Source organism: Serinibacter arcticus (assembly GCF_004786095.1).
In the GTDB taxonomy this organism is placed as follows: Bacteria; Actinomycetota; Actinomycetes; order Actinomycetales; family Beutenbergiaceae; genus Litorihabitans; species Litorihabitans arcticus.
In genome coordinates this window covers 174,973-192,930 of record NZ_RHPJ01000001.1, presented here as the reverse complement: position 1 = coordinate 192,930, position 17,958 = coordinate 174,973, and the positions used below count along the sequence as shown (strand labels likewise).

Sequence of the window (17,958 nt, the reverse complement as noted above, 5' to 3'; positions counted from 1 at the left end):
GACGGTGCGAGGATGGAAGGCATGACCTCCGCCCTCACCGTCGGCATCGCCGCAGCCCTGGAGCAGTTCAGCCCGAACGAGATCATCGAGCACACCGCGCTCGCCGAGAAGCACGGCTTCTCCGGCGTGATGGCGGCCGACCACGTGCAGCCGTGGGTACCGGCGCAGGGCCAGGCCGCCTTCGTCTGGAACGTGCTGTCCGCACTCGGTCAGACGACGAAGGGCGACCTCGGCCCCGGCGTCACCTGCCCCTCGATGCGCTGGCACCCCGCGATGGTCGCGCAGGCGTCCGCGACGCTCGCCGCGATGTACCCGGGGCGGCACTGGCTCGGGCTGGGCAGCGGTGAGGCCCTGAACGAGCACATCACGGCCGGCTACTGGCCCGAGGCGCCCGAGCGCATCAACCGGATGTTCGAGGCCATCGAGATCATCCAGAAGCTCTTCACCGGCTCGCTCGCGGGCAAGGACGTCAAGCACCGCGGCGAGTTCTTCCAGCTCGAGTCGATGCGCCTGTGGACGATGCCGGAGACGCCGCCGGAGATCCTCGTCGCCACGGCGGGACCCGTCACCGCGAAGCGTGCCGGCCGCACCGTCGACGGGCTCATCACGGTCGGGGCGCCGCTCGAGAAGATCTCCGGCCTGTTCGAGAAGTTCGACGCCGGCGCGCGCGAGGCGGGCAAGGACCCCTCGACCATGCCGCGGCTGATCCAGCTCCACCTCTCGTGGGCGCCCACGTACGAGGAGGCGCTCGAGAACGCCCTGACGCAGTGGCCGAACGGCGGCATGAAGTTCCCCAAGGGCGACATCCGATCGCCGTTCGACCTCGCCGCGATGGCCAAGCTCGTGCGCCCGGAGGACTTCGAGGGCCGGATGGTCATCTCCGAGGACCCCGACGTCCACCGCGCCGAGATCCAGAAGTACGTCGACCTCGGCTTCGACCGGGTCTACCTGCACAACGTGGGGCGCAACCAGGCCGAGTGGATCGAGACCTTCGGCCGCGACGTGCTGCCGCACCTGCACCGGTGAGCGCGCTGCAGGTCCTCGCCCCCGAGGGCGTTCCCGCCATCACGTCCTCGACCGAGCTCGCCGCTGTCCTCGTGCCCGTGCTCGCGAACCTCGTGTGGCCCGACGGGAGCATCGGGATCGACGCGGGCGACGTCGTCGTCCTCTCCTCCAAGGTGGTCTCGAAGGCGGAGGGCCGCCTGGTGCGGGCCGACGACCGCGAGGACGCCATCGACTCCGAGTCGGTGCGCGTGGTCGCCTCGCGCGAGAACGCGGACGGCTCGCGGCTGCGGATCGTGGAGAACCGGCAGGGCATCGTGATGGCCGCGGCCGGCGTGGACTCCTCCAACACGCACGCGGGCACGATCCTGCTGCTGCCCGTGGACCCCGACGACTCCGCTCGCCGGCTGCGGCGCGGTCTCGCGGCCCGGCTCGGGGGCGTGCGCCCCGGTGTCATCCTCACCGACTCCGCGGGGCGGCCGTGGCGCAGCGGTGTCACCGACCTCGCGATCGGGGCCGCGGGCATCACGGTGCTCGACGACCTGCGCGGGACGCCCGACGACGCCGGTCGCCCCCTGGAGACCACCGTCGTCGCGGTCGCTGACGAGATCGCCGCGGCCGCCGACCTGCTCAAGCGCCCGACGGGCGGGCGACCGCTGGCCGTCGTGCGCGGGATGGCGCACGTGGTGACGCAGGAGGACGGGCCGGGCGCTCGCGGCCTCAACCGCACGGGACCCGACGACATGTTCGCGCTCGGCTCCCGCGAGGCGTACGAACGCGGCCGCGAGGGCCTCCCGCTCCACGACTGATCCGCGAGGCACTTTCTAGCGTTCGCGAGGTACTTCTCGTGCGCTCGACGACGGCGAGGGCCGCGGACGCCGAAGCGTCCGCGGCCCTCGTGGGTCCAGCCGGAGTCCCGCCGGGTGCGCGGGTCAGGCGTCGAGGATCTCCTTGACCTCGTCCGCCGTGGTCGCCCTCTCGAGCCGGTCCACGGAGTCGGCGTCGAGGAACGCGCCGGCGACCTGCTGCAGGAGCGCGAGGTGCTCGTCACCCGTCGCGGCGATGCCGATGACGAAGCGGACCTGCTCGCCACCCCAGTCGATCCCGTCCCGGTAGCGGACGAAGGAGACGGCGGTGCGGGTCACCTCACCCTTGGCCTCGTTCGTGCCGTGGGGGATGGCGAGGCTCTCGCCCATGAACGTCGAGACGGAGGCCTCGCGCTCGTGCATGGCCGCGACGTAGGCGGTCGTGGCTGCACCCGCGGCGACGAGCAGCGCGCCCGCCTCCTCGATCGCGGCCTCACGCGTGGTCGCGGTGCCCTCCAGGACCACCGACTCGCGGTCCAGGACGGAGTCCCGGGTGGCTGTCGCCGTCGCGACGCCGCCCGCGTGGGCGCCGCCGCCGACCGTGGCGGAGGACTCGGGCGAGCCCGAGCCAGGTGCGGACGACGGCGAGCCGCCGTTGTTGCGCTCGCCCACCAGCTCCACGACCTCGTCGTAGCGCGGGGACGCCATGAAGTTGTCGACCGAGACGTGGATCGCCGAGCCGGTGCGCTGCCGCGCCCGGTCGGTCAGGTCCTGGTGCGTGACGACGAGGTCGTAGGTGTCCGTGAGGTCCGAGATCGCCTTGTTGACGACGGTCACACCCTCCAGGCCGGCGGCCTGCACCTTGCGACGCAGCACCGAGGCGCCCATGGCGGAGGAGCCCATGCCGGCGTCGCAGGCGAACACGATGCTGCGGATCGGACCGGTGGCCGAGGCCCCGGCGCCGCTCAGCATCGAGGCGACGGAGGACTTCCGGCCCTTGTTCGACTCCATCTGCGCCGTCGCGGCGTCGAGGTCGAGGTCCTTGTTCTTGTCGATCCGCAGCAGGAAGGCCGCGACGAGGAAGGTGACGGCGGCAGAGGCGACGACCGACAGGATGACGCCGACGTGGCTCCCCGGGGCGGTCATGGTCAGCACGGCGAAGATCGACCCGGGGGCCGCCGGTCCCACCAGGCCGGAGCCGAAGATGACGTTGGTCAGCACGCCCGTCGCGCCACCCAGGATGAGGGCGATGATGAGGCGCGGCTTGGCCAGCACGTACGGGAAGTAGATCTCGTGGATCCCGCCGAGGAACTGCACGATGATCGCGCCGGGGGCGGAGGCGCGAGCCACGCCCGTACCGGCGACGGCGAACGCGAGCAGCAGGCCGAGGCCCGGGCCGGGGTTGGCCTCGATGAGGAACAGCAAGGACTTGCCGGTCTCCGTCGACTCCGCCGAGCCCAGCGGCGTGAACACGCCGTGGTTGATGGCGTTGTTGAGGAAGAGCACCTTGGCCGGCTCGACCAGGATCGAGGTGGCCGGGAGCAGGCCGTTGTCGACGAGCCAGCCGACGCCGTCGCCCAGCCGCGCGGTCAGCCACTCGACGATGGGCGCGATGCCGAAGAACGCGCCGAAGGAGAGGATCGCGCCGAGGATGCCGGCGGAGAAGTTGTTGACGAGCATCTCGAAGCCGGGCCGGATCTTGCCCTCCCAGAGGGCGTCGAGCTTCTTGATGGCCCAGCCACCGACCGGACCCATGATCATGGCGCCGATGAACATCGGGATGCCCGCACCGGCGACGACGCCGATCGTGCCGATCGCACCGACCACGCCACCGCGCGTCTTGTAGAGCATGTAGCCGCCGGTGTACCCGATGAGGATAGGCAGCAGGAACGTGATGGCCGGGCCGACGATCCCGCCGTCGGCGAAGTCGCCCCAGCCGCCGATCTGCGCGACCCAGCTGTCGGGGGCGAACCGCCCGTCGAAGGCCGGACGATCGGGTGTCTCCGGCGTGGCGCCGTTGAGCCACCCGGGCCCGATGAAGAGGGCGGTGAGGAGGCCCCACGCGATGAACGCCGCGATGTTGGGCATCACCATGTTGGACAGGAAGGTGCCGAACTTCTGGACGGCGACCCGCGCGCCGCCCCGCTCCGTGGGCGGAGCCGTCGTGGTGGTGGTCATGCCTTGCCTTTCGCTGGGGCCGAGAGCGCTCCTCGACCGATCCCCGTTGATCTGTGTTCCTGTTTATATCGGTCCGAATCGGGGCTGGTCAAGAGCGATTGACCACACGTTCCCACTCAGGCAGACTGTGGGCGCACGCAACGACACACGCAGGTGCTCCGGGACGCAGCCGTCCGGACCGCACCGGACGAACGGAGCAACCATGAAGGCACTGCGTTTCCACGCCCCCGGCGACGTCCGCATCGAAGACGTCCCCGAGCCCGAGTGCGGCGTCCGCGAGGTCAAGATCCGCGTCCGCAACTGCTCCACGTGCGGCACCGACGTCAAGATCCGCAACAACGGACACGTCAACATCACGCGCGAGACCACGATGGGCCACGAGGTCGCGGGTGAGGTCGTCGAGGTCGGCGCCGACGCCAAGGGCGGCTTCGCCGTCGGCGACCGCGTGCAGGTCATCGCCGCCGTGCCGTGCGGGGAGTGCCACGAGTGCCGCAAGGGCTGGATGGAGGTCTGCCAGAACCAGACCTCGGTCGGCTACCAGTACGACGGCGGCTTCGCCGAGTTCATGATCGTCCCGGAGCAGGTGCTCGCGGTCGACGGCCTCAACCACGTGCCGGACAACGTCGGCTTCGACGAGGCCTCCGCGGCCGAGCCGTTCGCGTGCGCCATCAACGCCCAGGAGCAGCTGGGGATCGAGGAGGGCGACTTCACGGTCGTCTTCGGCGCCGGCCCGATCGGCTGCATGCACATCCGCATCGCACGCGGCGTGCACAACGTCGGCCCGGTGTGGCTGGTGGACGTCAACGCCGAGCGCCTGGCGATGTCGGCCGAGGCGGTCAAGCCCGACGGTGTCATCGACGCCTCCCAGGAGGACGTCGTCGCCCGCGTGCTCGAGCTGACGAACGGCCGCGGCGCCGACGTCATCATCACGGCGACCCCCGCCAACATCACGCAGGAGCAGGCCGTCGCGATGGCTGCCCGCAACGGCCGGATCTCGTTCTTCGGCGGGCTGCCCAAGACCGACCCGACGATCACGCTCGACTCCAACGTCGTGCACTACCGCCAGCTCCACATCCACGGCGCCAACGGCAGCGCCCCCGCGCACCACAAGCGCGCGCTCGAGTACATCTCCAGCGGCCAGATCCCCGTCAAGGACCTCATCACGCGCCACGTCCCGCTCGAGCAGGCGCTCGAGGCGTTCGACATCGTCGCGCGCGGCGAGGCCATCAAGGTGACGGTCGAGCCGTGACCCAGGCGCCCCCGGCGCTGTACGCCCCCGAGCGCCAGCACACCATCCTCGAGCTCGCCCGGTCCCAGGGCCGGGTGGAGGTCGGGTCGCTCGCGGAGTCCCTCCAGGTCACCCCGGAGACCGTGCGGCGCGACCTGACCGCGCTCGAGCGGCGTGGTCTGGTGCGCCGGGTGCACGGGGGTGCGCTTGCCGTCGAACGCCTCGGCGTCGAGCCGACGCTCGAGCGGCGCATGGAGCGGCTGTCCGAGGAGAAGGCCCGCATCGCGCGGCGCGCGCTCGAGGAGCTGCCCGACGACGGCACGATCCTCCTCGACGCCGGCAGCACCACGGTGGCGCTCGCCGAGGCGTTGCCGCGGGGCCGCGACCTCACGGTCGTGACCAACTCCGTGGCGATCGCGGCGCTCCTGCACGAGCGCTCCGACGTCTCGCTGTTCCTCCTCGGCGGCCGGCTGCGACGCCGGACCGGCGCCGCCGTGGGGGAGTGGGCGCAGCACGCGCTCGCCGACCTCGTCGTGGACGTCGCGTTCGTGGGGACCAACGGCGTCGACGTCGTCCGCGGTTTCACGACCCCGCACGAGGTCGAGGCGGCCACCAAGCGCGCCTTCATCGCCGCGGCCCGTCGGACGGTGGTGCTGGCCGACTCCTCCAAGGCGGGTCAGCTCAGCTTCCACCGGTTCGCCCGACCGAGCGACGTCGACCTGTGGATCACGGACGCCGGCCTGGAGGACGAGACGGCTGACGCGCTGGACGCGGCGGGCGTCGCCGTCGTCCGCGTCTGACGCCGGCCGTCAGTCCACCGGGCTCGAGAAGGCCAGGACCGGCTCGCCGAGGGCGGTGCGCACCACCTCGGCGCGCACACCGTAGACCTCCGCGATCAGGTCGGGCGTGAGCACCGTGGCGGGGTCGCCAGCAGCCACCACCCGCCCCGCGTCGAGCACGACGACGTGGTCGCACCACCGCAGCGCCTGGTTCAGGTCGTGCAGCACCAGCACGCTGGTGATCTGCAGGTCCGCGACGAGCCGCAGCAGGTTGAGCTGCGCCGCAACGTCGAGGTGGTTGGTCGGTTCGTCCAGCAGCAGCAGCCGGGGCTCCTGCGCGAGTGCCCGCGCCAGGTGGACGCGCTGACGCTCGCCGCCCGAGAGCGTGGCGACGTCGCGGCCCGCGAGCTCGAGCGCGCCGCACCGCCGCAGCGCCTCGCGGGCGAGGGCCTCGTCCTCGCGCGAGTCGGCGCTCCAGCGCGAGCGGTGCGGGGTCCTGCCCAGCAGCACGACGTCGATCGCCCGCAGCGCGACGTCGGTCGGCGCCTCCTGCTCCACCAGCGCCAGCCGTCGGGCGCGCTCGCGCCGGGTGAGGCGGCGCAGGTCCTCACCGTCCAGCAGCCAGGCCCCGGCGTCGGGGTCGAGCGCTCCCACCAGCGTGCGCAGCAACGAGGACTTGCCCGACCCGTTCGGCCCGAGGATGCCGGTGACGCCCCCGGCCGGGGCGGTGAGAGCGACGTCGTCGAGGATCGCGCGGCCCTCGAGCCGCCACGTGACGCCCGTGATCTGGACGCTCACGCGATCCCTCCCCGGCGTCGCGCCAGGAGCAGCGCGAACACGGGCGCGCCGATGGCTGCGGTGAGGATGCCGACGGGCAGCTCGCGCGGTTCGATCACGGTGCGCGCGGCCGTGTCGGCCCACAGCAGCACCAGCGCGCCGAGCGCGCAGGCGAGCGGTAGCACGCGCACGTGGCGCGCTCCGACGAGGAGCCGGACGGCGTGCGGCACCACCAGCCCCACGAACCCGATCGACCCGCTGACCGAGACCATCGCACCCACCAGCAGCGCCACGAGCCCGAGCAGGATCCAGCGCGTGCGCGCGACGTGGATGCCGAGGCTGGCGGCCGAGGTGTCGCCGAACGCGAACGCGTCGAGCGTCCGACCGGAGGTGAGGAGCACGAGGCCGACGACGGCGAGCGCCACCCACACGATCACCGCGCTGCGCCAGGTGGCACCCCCGAGCGTGCCCATCAGCCAGCCCAGCACCTCGCGGTAGGAGTCGCCCTGGACGGAGGTGAAGATGACGAACGACGTCACGGCCGAGCACGCCTGGGCGACGGCGACGCCCGCGAGCACGGTCCGCCCCGGGGTGAGGCGGCCACCCGAGACCACCCCGGCGAGCGTGAGCGAGGCGGCGAGCGCGAGCAGCGCCCCGGCGAACGCCGCCACCGGGAGCAGGACCCCGACGCCGAGCACCAGCACCGCGACGGCGCCGACGCTCGCGCCGGAGGAGATCCCGAGCAGGTAGGGGTCGGCGAGCGGGTTGCGCAGCAGCGCCTGCATGACGGCGCCGGTGAGAGCCAGGCCGGCGCCGATGCCGAGGGCGGCGACCACGCGCGGGAACCTGCCCTGCCACACGATCGCGTCCTGGATCCGCGTCAGGGGGTCGGGGGGCGCGCTCACCCCGGTGAACGAGACGAGGTTGGCCAGGTGGTGCCTGGCCGAACCGAGGATGTCGGCGGGGGTGATGTCGGCGGGGCCGAGCGTGAGTGCGAGGACGGCGGACGCGGCCAGGACGACGGCGAGCGCGAGGCCCGTCCACCACGAGCGTGCCCGCGCGCGGGACCAGCCGTCGGGTGCGGTGGTGGCACCGCGCCCGACCGGAGGCTCGTGGTGGACGGCGGTGCTCACGCGCCGGCGGCCTGCAGGTCGGTGAGCTGCTCGGTCAGCGTGCGGACCGCCTCGACGTTGCGGACACCGCCCTCGGTCGCCGCGAACGGCACGACGAGGTAGCGCTCCTCCTGGACCGCCCGCAGCGAGGCGGTGACGGGGTTGGCCGCCAGCGTCTCCTTCTTCTTCTCGGCGGTGTTCCAGCTGGAGTCGACCAGGACGATGACGTCGGGGTCGGCGGCCGTGGCGGCCTCCCACGAGTACGGACCCCAGCCGCCCGCGAGGTCGCCGGCGATGTTCGTCAGCCCGACCTCGTCCATGATCATCTGCGGCGCGCCGGTGCCCGCACCGACGTAGGGGGTGTCCGAGCCCGAGGACCACCACAGGGCGGTCGCCGCGGTGGCCGGGTCGCCCGCCGTGCTGGACGCGCCGGCGCGCTCGGCGCGCAGCTCCTCGAGCGCCGCGGTCTGGGTGGCGACGAGCTCCTGCGCCGCCTCGCTCTCGCCGAGCAGGTCACCCACCTGGGTCACCTCGTCGAAGACGTCCTGGAACGTGAGCGGATCGGGCAGGTACGGCGCCTGCGTGCACGCGCTCGGCGCGACGAACGTGGCCACGTCGAGGTCGGTGAGGGCAGAGCGCTCGCCCGCGCCGTCGGCGGAGAAGTTGGACTCCCAGCCGGCCAGGACGAGGTCGGGCTCGACCGAGAGGACGGCCTCGTTGGTGGGCACGCGGTCCGCGAGCACGGGCAGCGACGCGACGAGATCGGCGTCGGCCGCGTCGACCGGCGGGCTGTCCGGGTAGGCGGTGGCGACCAGGCGGTCACCGGCGCCGAGCGCGAGCACGAGGTCGGTCATGGCCGACTTGATCGTGACGATGCGCTCCGGGGCGGCCTCGACGTCGACGGAGAACCCGCAGTTGTCCGCGGTGAAGGCGGTGTAGCCCGCGGGGGTGGTGGGCGTCGAGGACGCGTCCGTGGGGGCGTCCGAGGGGGCATCCGAGGGGGCGGACGACGTCGCGTCGCCGTCGCCGGAACCGCTCGTGCCGCACGCGGCGAGCAGGGCGGTGGCGAGCAGGACGGCGCCGGCGGGGACGAGCGTGCGGCGGGTGGGGCGACGGGTGGGGCGTGCGGTCACGGGAGGGGCTCCTGGCTGTCGGTGTCGTCGCGCGGCCACGGGTGGGGTCGGGCGAACGGCGTCGGCGCGGGCGCGGTGGCGCCACGTCACGGGGTGGGGGAGCGGCCAGGGGCTCCCGAGTGGCTGCTGCGGGACCATGTCCGGTCCCGTGCTCCGGGGCGAGGTCGCGTCCCGTGCTGCCGACCTCCAGTCTAGGTCGACCGGGAGGGGAAGAACGGAGCGCCGCTCGCGGTTGTCCCCTGAGTGCCCCGCAGCGTCATCGCGGAGCAGCCCAGACCCACGACCAAGGAGAAGCCCCGTGGCTCGCACCATCGAACTGTCCGACGGCTCGACCATCCCCCAGATCGGTTTCGGGGTGTGGCAGGTCAAGCCCGACGAGACCGAGGCCGCCGTCGCCGCCGCCCTGGAGGCCGGCTACCGCCACATCGACACCGCCCAGATGTACCGCAACGAGGGTGGCGTCGGCGCCGCCGTCGCCGCGAGCAGCCTGGACCGCGGCGACGTGTTCCTCACCAGCAAGGTCAACAACGACGCGCACGCCCCCGCGGACACCCGCGCCTCGGTCGCGCGCACGCTCGAGCTGCTGCAGTCCGACTACGTCGACCTGATGCTGATCCACTGGCCGATGGCGAAGAGCGCTGCCGGTTTCCTCGACGCCTACGAGGTGCTGCTGGAGGAGAAGGCCGCCGGTCGCATCCGCTCGGTCGGCGTCTCCAACTTCCACGCCGCCCACCTGGACGCGCTCGTCGAGCGCACCGGCGTCGCTCCCGTGGTGAACCAGATCGAGGTCCACCCCTACTTCGCCAACCCGGCCGTCGCCGCGACGACCGAGCGCGGCATCGTGGTGGAGTCCTGGTCCCCGCTCGCCTCGGGCAAGCTGTTCGGCGACGCGACGGTCGAGGCCGTCGCGGCCGAGGTCGGCGCCACCCCGGCGCAGACCGTGCTCGCGTGGCACCTCGCGACCGGCAAGATCATCCTGCCGAAGTCCGTGACGCCGTCGCGCATCGTGGAGAACCTGGCCGCGGGCGACGTCGAGCTCAGCGCCGACCAGATCGCGCGGATCGACGCGCTCGACAAGGGTGAGGACGGCCGCACGGGCCCGAACCCCGAGGACCTGAACTGACGCGCAGCGCGTCGTGAGCACCGGACGCCGTCCGCCGTCGTGCCTGACACGATGGTGGGCGGCGTTCGCCGTACCAGCCGTCAGACCCCACCCCGCCGTCCCACCCGAGGAGCTCCCATGACCACCACCCCCCGCGCCCTCGTGACCGGAGCCTCGAGCGGCATCGGCGCGGCGACCGTCCGTCGGCTGCGCACGGAGGGCTGGGACGTCGTCGCGACGGCGCGCCGCACCGACCGCCTCGAGGCGCTCGCGGCCGAGACGGGCTGCACCTGGGTCGCGGCCGACCTGACGAGGGACGACGACGTCGCGCGACTCGCCGCCGCTGTCGTCGACGGCGGTCCGCTGGCCGCCCTCGTCAACAACGCCGGCGGCGCCATCGGGGCCGACCCCGTGGCGACCGGATCCGTGCAGGACTGGTCGGACATGTACGACCGCAACGTGCTCGCCACGCTGCGGGTGACGCAGGCGCTGCTCCCTCACCTGGAGGCCGACGGTGGCGGCGACGTGCTGGTCGTGACGTCGACGGCGGGGCTCGAGCCCTACCCGGGCGGGGGCGGCTACACCGCCGCCAAGCACGCCGAGCGGCTCATCCCGCTGACGCTGCGGCAGGAGCTCGTCGGGCGGCCGGTCCGCATCATCGAGGTCGCGCCCGGGATGGTGGCGACGGAGGAGTTCTCGCTGAACCGCTTCGGCGGCGACGCCGAGCGCGCCGCGTCGGTGTACGCCGGGGTGCCCGAGCCGCTCGTGGCCGACGACGTCGCGGACGTCATCTCCTGGACGCTGACGCGGCCCTCGCACGTGAACGTCGATCTCGTCGTCGTGCGGCCGCGCGCGCAGGCGACGAGCACGCTGGTGGCGCGGGAGGTCGCCGAGTAGGTCGGTCGGGGGCGGGTCAGCCCTCCTCGCCCAGTCCGTTCACCTCCAGCCACGCCCGACGGCGGCGCACCGGCGCCTGAGCGAGCCACGCGTCCTGCACCACCTCGCGCACCTCGGCCACCGAGAGCCGCCCCACGTCGGCCTCCCGCAGCAGGACGGAGGGGTGCCCGTCGTAGTGGGGCAGGGTGAAGAACGGGGTCGCGGGGTCGTCGATGAGACCGCGCTTGTCGGCCTCGCCGCCGACCCAGAGGACCATCACGTCCGTCAGCCGCTCACCTGTCCGCTCGTCGACGGCGTCGGGCCGCGGCTCCCGCCAGCGGACGAAGGGGTGGGTCGCCACGCGGTAGCACGGCGTGCCGAAGCTGGTGCCGCGCTCGGCGTCGGGCATCGCCAGAGCGGTGTCGTGGATGTCCTGGACGGTGGCCGGATCCTCGTCGCTGCGCGCCATGGCGCCGAGCGTAGACCCGTGGCGTCGGGTCAGGCCGTCGGTGCCGCGCGCCCCAGCTCGGCGAGGATGCGCGCCGCGAGGTGCGCGACGTCGTCGACGACACCGACGGCGTCGGCCAGCTCGTCCGTCTCCGCGTAGCCCCAGGCGACCCCGAGGCACGGGATGCCGTGCTCGGCGGCGCCGGTGATGTCGTGGTGACGGTCGCCGACCATGAGGGTCCGGCGTCCGTCCGCCGACGGGTCGATGCCGAGCGAGGTGAGCGCGTGCTCGATGACCGTGGCCTTGGACGAGGGGACGTGGTCGAGCGGGGCGCCGTACACGCCGTCGACCAACGCGGTGATCCCGTAGCGGTCGCAGATCGGCCGCGCGTAGACCTCGGGCTTCGAGGTCGCGACGGCGAGGGTGCAGCCCGCGCGACGCAGCGCCTCGAGCTGGGCCGGGATGCCGGGGAAGACGCTGCTGTCCCACATGCCTCCGGCCGTGAAGTGGCGGCGGTAGGTGGCGATGACGTCGGTCAGCAGGTCCTCGGGGACGGAGTGGGCGCGCATCGAGGCGGGCATCGGCGGTCCGACGAAGGAACGCAGACCGGCGGTGTCCGGGACCGGGAGGCCGTGCTCGGCGAGGGCGGTCGCGACGGAGGCCGTGATGCCGGGGAGGGAGTCCACGAGGGTGCCGTCGAGGTCGAGGAGGACGAGGGGGGCGGTCACGGGTCCATCGTCTCAGGGTGGCGGGTGGGCGGTGGAGCGCGCGATGTCAGGGGGTGCCGGTCACGGTCCGTCGAGCGTGCCGAACATCGTGGTCTCTCTCCACAGCCCTTCCGTTCAGGCCCGCGAGTCGCTAGAATCGAACACATGTACACGAGCGGCGGTGGCGGTAGTGATGTGGGCGGCGACGACGCCGTCACGCTGCCGCTCTGGGGCGAGGCGCTCGAGGAGGCTTCGCGGACGAGTCTGGGTGACACCTTCAGCCTCACGCTCGAACCCGGCGTCAGCCAGCACGCCGCCCTCGACGCTCTCCGGGACCTCCAGCACCAGGACGGGGGTTCGTTGACGAACGCCGAGGTGCTCGAGGTGATGGCGGCGTGGTCGCGCCAGGCCGCCGCGGCCGAGGCGCAGGTGCGGGCGTGGGCGGCGGTGCTCGCGGCTCGTCCGTCCCTGTCGCCGTCGTGGCGGACGGCCGGGGGTCGGCGCGTCGAGGCCGCGGCCGACGAGATCGGGTTCCGCCTCGGCGTCTCGCGCCGCCGCGGACAGCAGCTGATCGAGGAGGGTCGCCTCCTGGGGGACGTGCTCTCTCCCGTCGACGACGAGCTGAGCGCCGGCCGCATCGACGCCGGCAAGGCGTCCATCCTGGCCGAGGCGCTGGGGGACCAGGAACCGCACGTCGCCCTCGCCGTCTGCGAGCAGGTGCTTCCCGTGGCGCCGTCCCTCGATCACGCCGGGCTGCGGCGTCGCGTCCAGCAGGTCATCCACCAGGTCGACCCGGGGGAGGCCGACGCGCGGCACGAGCGCGCCGTCCTGCGCCGCCGGGTGAACCGCGTGCGAGTGCTGCCCGACGGCATGGCCTCGTTCTCGGCGCTGCTCGCCGCGCCCGATGCCGTGGCCCTCGAGCAGGCGTGCGAGGCCGCGGCCCGTGCCGCGCGGGCCGGAGGTGACGGACGCACGCTGGAGAATCTGCGCGCGGATGCGCTCGCCTCGATGGGCGCTCGCGCACTGACCGACGGGTGGTTGCCGATGCTTCCGCTCGAGGCGATCCGCGTGGTGCGCCCTCGCCGAGGCAGGTCACGCAGGAGGCGGAGCGCTGATCCGGTGCCGATGCCGATGCCGATGCCGATGTCAGTGCCGACGCCGGTGCCGGGTCGGGTGCCACTGATGAGCGGGCCGACGGTCTCGGCCAAGGCCGTCCCCGTCACCTTCTCCGGGCGAAGCGCGGACCTGTCGGTGATCGCGACGGCCGCGGTGCAGCAGGGCCGTGACGGCGCAACCACTCTCGGTGACGTGGCCAGGCACGATCTGTACGCCTGGGAGCGCGACCCGTGGGACGTGGTCGAGGTCGCCCGTGCCGAGGGGGACCCACCCGTCTTCGATCCGGTGCGGCCGCATCTGGTCGCGCCGGACCCGGCCGAGCGGCTACCCCAGGGCCTCGACCCTGGCAACGATCCGTACGTGGACTGGTCCACACCGCCGGTGATGCGGCCCGGCATCGACGCGCCCGAGCTCGTGGGCTACGGCGCGGTGAGCCCGGCGGTGGTGCGGTCGCTGATGGGTGCCGCGCCGTGGGTCCGCGTGACCGAGCCGGTCTACCGGGACGCCGAACCTCCGCCGTCGGTGGACTCCTACCGTCCGAGTGCCGAGCTCGATCGCCACGTCCGAGTTCGGGACGTCACCTGTGTCGTGCCCGGATGCCACGTCCCTGCCGCGCGGTGCGACGTCGACCACCTGGTGCCGTGGCCGGCCGGTCCGACTGCGGCGGACAACCTGCACGCGCTCTGCCGCCGGCACCACCTGCTCAGGACCCACGCCGGGCACGAGCTCGTCGTCGCCCCCGACGGCACCCGCCGGTGGCGCACGCCGCTGGGACAGACGCTGTGGTCCACGCCCGACGGTGTGATCGGCCGCGAGAACGACGGTCGGAGCACCGGTAAGGCGGATCCGAGCACCCGTCCCCGGACGGCGTTGCCCGGTACCTCACGTGCCGGTGTCGCCCGGTGGGGCAGGACCCGCGCCGTCCCGCGCCTGCGCGACAGCGAGGTCGACCGTCGGCTCCGCGACCTCGACGACGCAGAGGCCGACGACCCCGCGGTGGACGACCTGTGGCCCGTCGGTGTCTCGGCGGCGCCACGCTCCGCCGCGTGATCCACCCGGGCCGAGGGCCTCAGCCCGACCTCAGCCCGTCGTCGCACGCACGCCCAGTGCGCCGGCCAGGTCCGCGCTGAGGTCCCCGCGTCCGACGACCTCGACCTCGCCGACGCCCTGCCACGTCGCGATCTCGCGCAGGTGCGCGACGAGGCGCTCGAGGTCCACGGAATGCGCCCCAGCCCGAGCCCCAGCCCCAGCCCCCGTCCCGCCGGCGCCGTCGGCATCGGCGTGCTCACGCCAGGCTGACTGCACGCGCAGCACGCCGGCCTGCCGGTCGGTCTTGAGGTCGATTCGCCCGACCAGCGCCTCGTCCTGCAGCAGCGGCAGCGTGTAGTACCCGAACACCCGCTTGGGCGCAGGCGTGTAGATCTCGATCCGGTAGTGGAACCCGAACATCCGCAACGCGCGCTCCCGCTCCCAGACCACGGGGTCGAACGGCGACAGCAGGGCCATCGCCTCGGTCCGCCGGGGGCGGCGCGCGTCGACGTCGAGAAACGCAGGCGGACCCCAGCCGCGGACGCGCACGGGTGCGACCAGTCCCACCGCCACGAGCTCGACCAGCGCACGCTTCGCGTCGGCCTGCAGCAGACGGAAGTAGTCCGCGACGTCGCGCAGCGTGCCGATGCCGAGGGCGCGGACGGAGATCAGCACCAGGGCGCGGATCGCGTCCGCGCGCGGCACCTCGGTCGCAAGCAGCTCGGCGGGCACCCGTCGTTCCACCAGGTCGTAGGTGCGCTGGAAGTTCGTCCGTCCGGCAGCCACCACCTCGCCCTGCAGCAGCAGCGTCTCGAGCCCGATCTTCACGTCCGACCAGCCCCACCACGGTCCGGTCCGGCCGGCGGCGTCGTGCTCGACGGCGCCTGCGGTCAGCGGACCCTGCGTCGCGAGCTCGCGCCGCAGGAGGTCGAGCATCTCGGGGTGCTGCGCCGCCCAGGAGTCCGGTTCGGTCCCACGCTCGCGGTACGCCTCCTGCCGCCAGCGCCACAGCGGCCAGTCCGTCACCGGGACCAGCGACGCCTGGTGCGCCCAGTACTCGATGAACGGCGACCGCGCCGTGAACGTCAGCCGGTCGAGCAACGCCTTGTCGTAGGGGCCGAGCCGTGCGAACAGCGGCAGGTAGTGGCTGCGCTCGAACACGTTGACCGAGTCGAGCTGGAGCACCCCCAGCCGCTCGACGGCGGAGCGCAGCTGCCGCGTGCCGACCGCCGATGCCTCCGCTCGACGCGGCCGCCCGAAGCCCTGCGCCGCGAGCGCGATGCGCCGCGCCAGCGCGGCCGAGATCTCCTCCATGCGAGGCACGCTACCGACCCCCTCCGTCATCGGCGGCGCGGCGGGCGGCAGCGCAGGCCCAGCCCCGACCCGCAGCCCAGCCCGGACCCGCAGCAGCCCCCTGCCCCTCGCGGGACCGGCGGGTCTAGCATCACGGCATGGCGACCGCCAGATCGAGCAGCGTGCAGGACATCCGGTTCTGCCACTCCTTCGACGGCGTCACGATCGCGTACGCGGTCCACGGCAGCGGTCCGCCGCTCCTGCTCGACGGGTGCTGGCTCAGCCACCTCCAGCTGGACTGGACGAGTCCCGTCTGGCGCCACTACCTGGTCGAGCTCGGCAAGATCGCAACGCTCGTGCGCTTCGACGAGCGGGGTCACGGGCTGTCCGACCGGGACGTCGTCGACCACTCCCTCGAGGCCCGGATCGCCGACCTCGAGGCGGTCGCCGACCACGCGGGCCTCGACCGGTTCTCGTTGATGGCGATGGCGCAGGCGGGTCCGGTCTCGATCGCCTACGCCGCCCGGCACCCCGAGCGGCTGAGCCGGCTCATCCTCTACGGCAGCTACGCGGATCCGCTCGCGAGCTCGACACCGGAGGAGGTCGAGCTGGATCGGACGTTCCAGGCCCTGATCCGGGTGGGGTGGGAGCGTCCGACACCGGAGTTCCGCCGCGTCTTCACCAGTCTGATGATCCCGGGCGCCACCGAGGAGCAGATGCACTGGTTGGACGAGCTCCAGCGCTCGGCCGTCAGCGCCGAGACCGCGATGCTGGCCCGCGAGATCCGCTCCCGGGCCGACGTCCGGCCCCTGCTCGGCGCGCTGTCGCTGCCCACCCTCGTGGTCCACAGCCGCGGCGACCGGATGAACCCGTTCGACAAGGCCCGCTACCTTGCGACCCACATCGCGGACGCGCGGCTCGTGGCGCTGGAGAGCGATAACCACATCGTCCTCGAGGCCGAGAGCGCCTGGCCGGTCCTCCTGCGGGAGATCACCGAGTTCCTGGCACCCGACCGCGCCGCGGCCCACGAGGAGGCGGTCGACGGCGATCTCGTCCTCCTCACGGACCGGGAGATCGAGGTGCTCCGCCTGGCCTCCGAGGGCAGGGAGAACGACGAGATCGCCCGGCGACTCACCCTGAGCGTGCGGACCGTGGAGCGTCACCTGCAGAACGTCTACGTCAAGCTCGACCTGCACGGTCGCTCGGCGAGGACCGCGGCCGTCGCGCGGCTCCTGTCCTACGGTGCCGACTCGTCCGACTGACGCCGCGCGCCCGCCCCACCACTACGCGTCAGCCGCCCGACCGTGCAGCGGACGTCGGCACCCTGGCGGCTGGCACCGATGTGCCGGACGGCGCCGGCTCCTAGCGTCGAGGCTCCCACCGACGAAGGAGTCCACCATGACCACGCTCACCACCAGCCCCGACGACCTCGCCCTCAAGGCCCGCCACCGCGCGCTCTGGGCGCTCGGCGACTACCCAGCCGTCGCCTCGGAGGTGATCGGGGACCTCGGAGAGGTTCTCGTGGCCGCCACGGGGATCGAGGCCGGGGACCGCATCCTCGACGTCGCCGCGGGTTCAGGCAACGCGTCGCTGCCCGCGGCGCGCCGGGGTGCCGCGGTCACCGCCTCCGACCTCACCCCCGAGCTGCTGGAGGTCGGCCGGGGCCTCGCCGAGCGCGAGGGTCTCGAGCTGCGGTGGGAGACGGCGGACGCCGAGGCGCTCCCGTACGAGGACGCCTCCTTCGACGCCACGATCTCCTGCGTCGGCGTCATGTTCGCCCCGCACCACGCCGCGGCGGCCGACGAGCTCCTGAGGGTCACCCGGTCGGGCGGGCGGATCGGTCTGCTCGCCTGGACGCCCGAGGGCTTCATCGGCCAGCTCTTCGCCACGATGAAGCCGTACGCACCACCGCCGCCTCCCGGCGCGCAGCCGCCGCCCCTGTGGGGTCGCGCCGACCACGTCCGCGAGCTGCTCGGGGACGCTGTGAGCGACGTCGTCGCCCACCAGCAGGTGCTGCACGTGGACCGGTTCGCGTCCGGGGTCGCCTTCCGCGACTTCTTCAAGCAGAACTACGGGCCGGTGATCGCCGTGTTCACCTCGCTCGCCGACGACCCCGAGCGGGCGGGTCGACTCGATGCGGAGCTCGCCGCGCTCGGTGACCGGTTCGCCGACGCCGACGGCACCACGGGGTGGGAGTACCTGCTGGTGACCGCCACGCGCGTCTGATTCGGTAGGCGTGACCGCTGCGGTGCGCCGCGGCGGCCACGCCGTCGACCGCCACGCTGTCGACGGGGACGGCCGGTCCGGCGCTAGACTGACCGCACAGGCGTCGACCCGGCCATCACCGGCGAGCCTCCGGAAGAACAGGGCAC

General features: G+C 73.2%; 16 protein-coding genes. 9 read left to right on the top strand and 7 right to left on the bottom strand.

Annotated elements, in window-relative coordinates; translation table 11 throughout:
* The first annotated feature begins 21 nt into the window (after positions 1-21).
* Positions 22-1,026, top strand: coding sequence for a TIGR03557 family F420-dependent LLM class oxidoreductase (locus tag SERN_RS00900; protein ID WP_135848266.1), 1,005 nt, complete (start codon positions 22-24; stop codon positions 1,024-1,026).
* Positions 1,023-1,811, top strand: coding sequence for a coenzyme F420-0:L-glutamate ligase (gene cofE / locus SERN_RS00895; protein WP_135848265.1), 789 nt, complete (start codon positions 1,023-1,025; stop codon positions 1,809-1,811). Before SERN_RS00900 ends, cofE begins: the two co-directional genes overlap by 4 nt.
* Positions 1,812-1,934: 123 nt before the next feature.
* On the opposite strand, the gene SERN_RS00890 is transcribed toward cofE, so the two are convergent.
* Positions 1,935-3,986 carry a PTS mannitol transporter subunit IICBA gene (locus SERN_RS00890; protein WP_135848264.1) on the bottom strand — a complete coding sequence of 684 codons (2,052 nt, stop codon included), beginning with the start codon at positions 3,984-3,986 and terminating at the stop codon, positions 1,935-1,937.
* A gap of 202 nt (positions 3,987-4,188) precedes the next feature.
* On the opposite strand from SERN_RS00890, the gene SERN_RS00885 reads away from it, so the two are divergent.
* Complete coding sequence (locus SERN_RS00885) at positions 4,189-5,235, top strand: zinc-dependent dehydrogenase (RefSeq protein WP_135848263.1); 1,047 nt, start codon at positions 4,189-4,191, stop codon at positions 5,233-5,235.
* Positions 5,232-6,014 carry a DeoR/GlpR family DNA-binding transcription regulator gene (locus SERN_RS00880; RefSeq protein ID WP_233251380.1) on the top strand — a complete coding sequence of 261 codons (783 nt, stop codon included), beginning with the start codon at positions 5,232-5,234 and terminating at the stop codon, positions 6,012-6,014. Before SERN_RS00885 ends, SERN_RS00880 begins: the two co-directional genes overlap by 4 nt.
* A gap of 9 nt (positions 6,015-6,023) precedes the next feature.
* Here the strand turns inward: SERN_RS00880 and SERN_RS00875 are convergent, their stop codons facing one another.
* From SERN_RS00875 to SERN_RS00865, 3 genes are read right to left on the bottom strand one after another with little or no spacing between them, the layout of a single operon-like run.
* Positions 6,024-6,791: an ABC transporter ATP-binding protein gene (locus SERN_RS00875; protein ID WP_135848262.1), complete on the bottom strand. Its 768-nt coding sequence runs from the start codon at positions 6,789-6,791 to the stop codon at positions 6,024-6,026.
* Positions 6,788-7,903 (bottom strand): putative F420-0 ABC transporter permease subunit, encoded by a 1,116-nt coding sequence (locus tag SERN_RS00870; protein ID WP_135848261.1) that lies wholly within the window; start codon positions 7,901-7,903, stop codon positions 6,788-6,790. Before SERN_RS00870 ends, SERN_RS00875 begins: the two co-directional genes overlap by 4 nt.
* Positions 7,900-9,015, bottom strand: coding sequence for a putative F420-0 ABC transporter substrate-binding protein (locus tag SERN_RS00865; RefSeq protein WP_233251379.1), 1,116 nt, complete (start codon positions 9,013-9,015; stop codon positions 7,900-7,902). Before SERN_RS00865 ends, SERN_RS00870 begins: the two co-directional genes overlap by 4 nt.
* 298 nt (positions 9,016-9,313) lie before the next feature.
* On the opposite strand from SERN_RS00865, the gene SERN_RS00860 reads away from it, so the two are divergent.
* Positions 9,314-10,138, top strand: a complete 825-nt coding sequence (locus SERN_RS00860) for an aldo/keto reductase (RefSeq protein ID WP_233251378.1) — start codon at positions 9,314-9,316, stop codon at positions 10,136-10,138.
* A gap of 117 nt (positions 10,139-10,255) precedes the next feature.
* Positions 10,256-11,014, top strand: coding sequence for an SDR family NAD(P)-dependent oxidoreductase (locus SERN_RS00855; RefSeq protein ID WP_135848258.1), 759 nt, complete (start codon positions 10,256-10,258; stop codon positions 11,012-11,014).
* 16 nt (positions 11,015-11,030) lie between these two features.
* Here SERN_RS00855 and SERN_RS00850 read toward each other — a convergent pair whose 3' ends face one another.
* Both SERN_RS00850 and SERN_RS00845 read right to left on the bottom strand, forming a co-directional pair.
* On the bottom strand, positions 11,031-11,462 hold the full coding sequence (locus SERN_RS00850; protein WP_135848257.1) for a hypothetical protein: 432 nt from the start codon (positions 11,460-11,462) through the stop codon (positions 11,031-11,033).
* A gap of 29 nt (positions 11,463-11,491) precedes the next feature.
* Positions 11,492-12,169 carry an HAD hydrolase-like protein gene (locus tag SERN_RS00845; protein WP_135848256.1) on the bottom strand — a complete coding sequence of 226 codons (678 nt, stop codon included), beginning with the start codon at positions 12,167-12,169 and terminating at the stop codon, positions 11,492-11,494.
* A gap of 144 nt (positions 12,170-12,313) precedes the next feature.
* On the opposite strand from SERN_RS00845, the gene SERN_RS00840 reads away from it, so the two are divergent.
* On the top strand, positions 12,314-14,314 hold the full coding sequence (locus SERN_RS00840; protein ID WP_135848255.1) for an HNH endonuclease signature motif containing protein: 2,001 nt from the start codon (positions 12,314-12,316) through the stop codon (positions 14,312-14,314).
* 30 nt (positions 14,315-14,344) lie between these two features.
* On the opposite strand, the gene SERN_RS00835 is transcribed toward SERN_RS00840, so the two are convergent.
* Complete coding sequence (locus SERN_RS00835; protein ID WP_135848254.1) at positions 14,345-15,607, bottom strand: winged helix-turn-helix domain-containing protein; 1,263 nt, start codon at positions 15,605-15,607, stop codon at positions 14,345-14,347.
* A 137-nt stretch (positions 15,608-15,744) separates the two neighbouring features.
* Between SERN_RS00835 and SERN_RS00830 the strand changes: the two genes are divergently transcribed.
* Positions 15,745-16,848: an alpha/beta fold hydrolase gene (locus SERN_RS00830; RefSeq protein ID WP_135848253.1), complete on the top strand. Its 1,104-nt coding sequence runs from the start codon at positions 15,745-15,747 to the stop codon at positions 16,846-16,848.
* Positions 16,849-16,984: 136 nt separating this feature from the next.
* Positions 16,985-17,812, top strand: a complete 828-nt coding sequence (locus SERN_RS00825; protein ID WP_135848252.1) for a class I SAM-dependent methyltransferase — start codon at positions 16,985-16,987, stop codon at positions 17,810-17,812.
* Positions 17,813-17,958: the final 146 nt, after the last annotated feature.

Excerpts from the sequence above, each read along its gene's own strand:
- SERN_RS00900 (WP_135848266.1), top strand. The coding sequence starts at position 22 with ATGACCTCCGCCCTCACCGTCGGCATCGCCGCAGCCCTGGAGCAGTTC.
- SERN_RS00890 (WP_135848264.1), bottom strand. The coding sequence starts at position 3,986 with ATGACCACCACCACGACGGCTCCGCCCACGGAGCGGGGCGGCGCGCGG.
- SERN_RS00885 (WP_135848263.1), top strand. The coding sequence starts at position 4,189 with ATGAAGGCACTGCGTTTCCACGCCCCCGGCGACGTCCGCATCGAAGAC.
- SERN_RS00855 (WP_135848258.1), top strand. The coding sequence starts at position 10,256 with ATGACCACCACCCCCCGCGCCCTCGTGACCGGAGCCTCGAGCGGCATC.
- SERN_RS00850 (WP_135848257.1), bottom strand. The coding sequence starts at position 11,462 with ATGGCGCGCAGCGACGAGGATCCGGCCACCGTCCAGGACATCCACGAC.
- SERN_RS00840 (WP_135848255.1), top strand. The coding sequence starts at position 12,314 with ATGTACACGAGCGGCGGTGGCGGTAGTGATGTGGGCGGCGACGACGCC.
- SERN_RS00835 (WP_135848254.1), bottom strand. The coding sequence starts at position 15,607 with ATGGAGGAGATCTCGGCCGCGCTGGCGCGGCGCATCGCGCTCGCGGCG.
- SERN_RS00830 (WP_135848253.1), top strand. The coding sequence starts at position 15,745 with ATGGCGACCGCCAGATCGAGCAGCGTGCAGGACATCCGGTTCTGCCAC.
- SERN_RS00825 (WP_135848252.1), top strand. The coding sequence starts at position 16,985 with ATGACCACGCTCACCACCAGCCCCGACGACCTCGCCCTCAAGGCCCGC.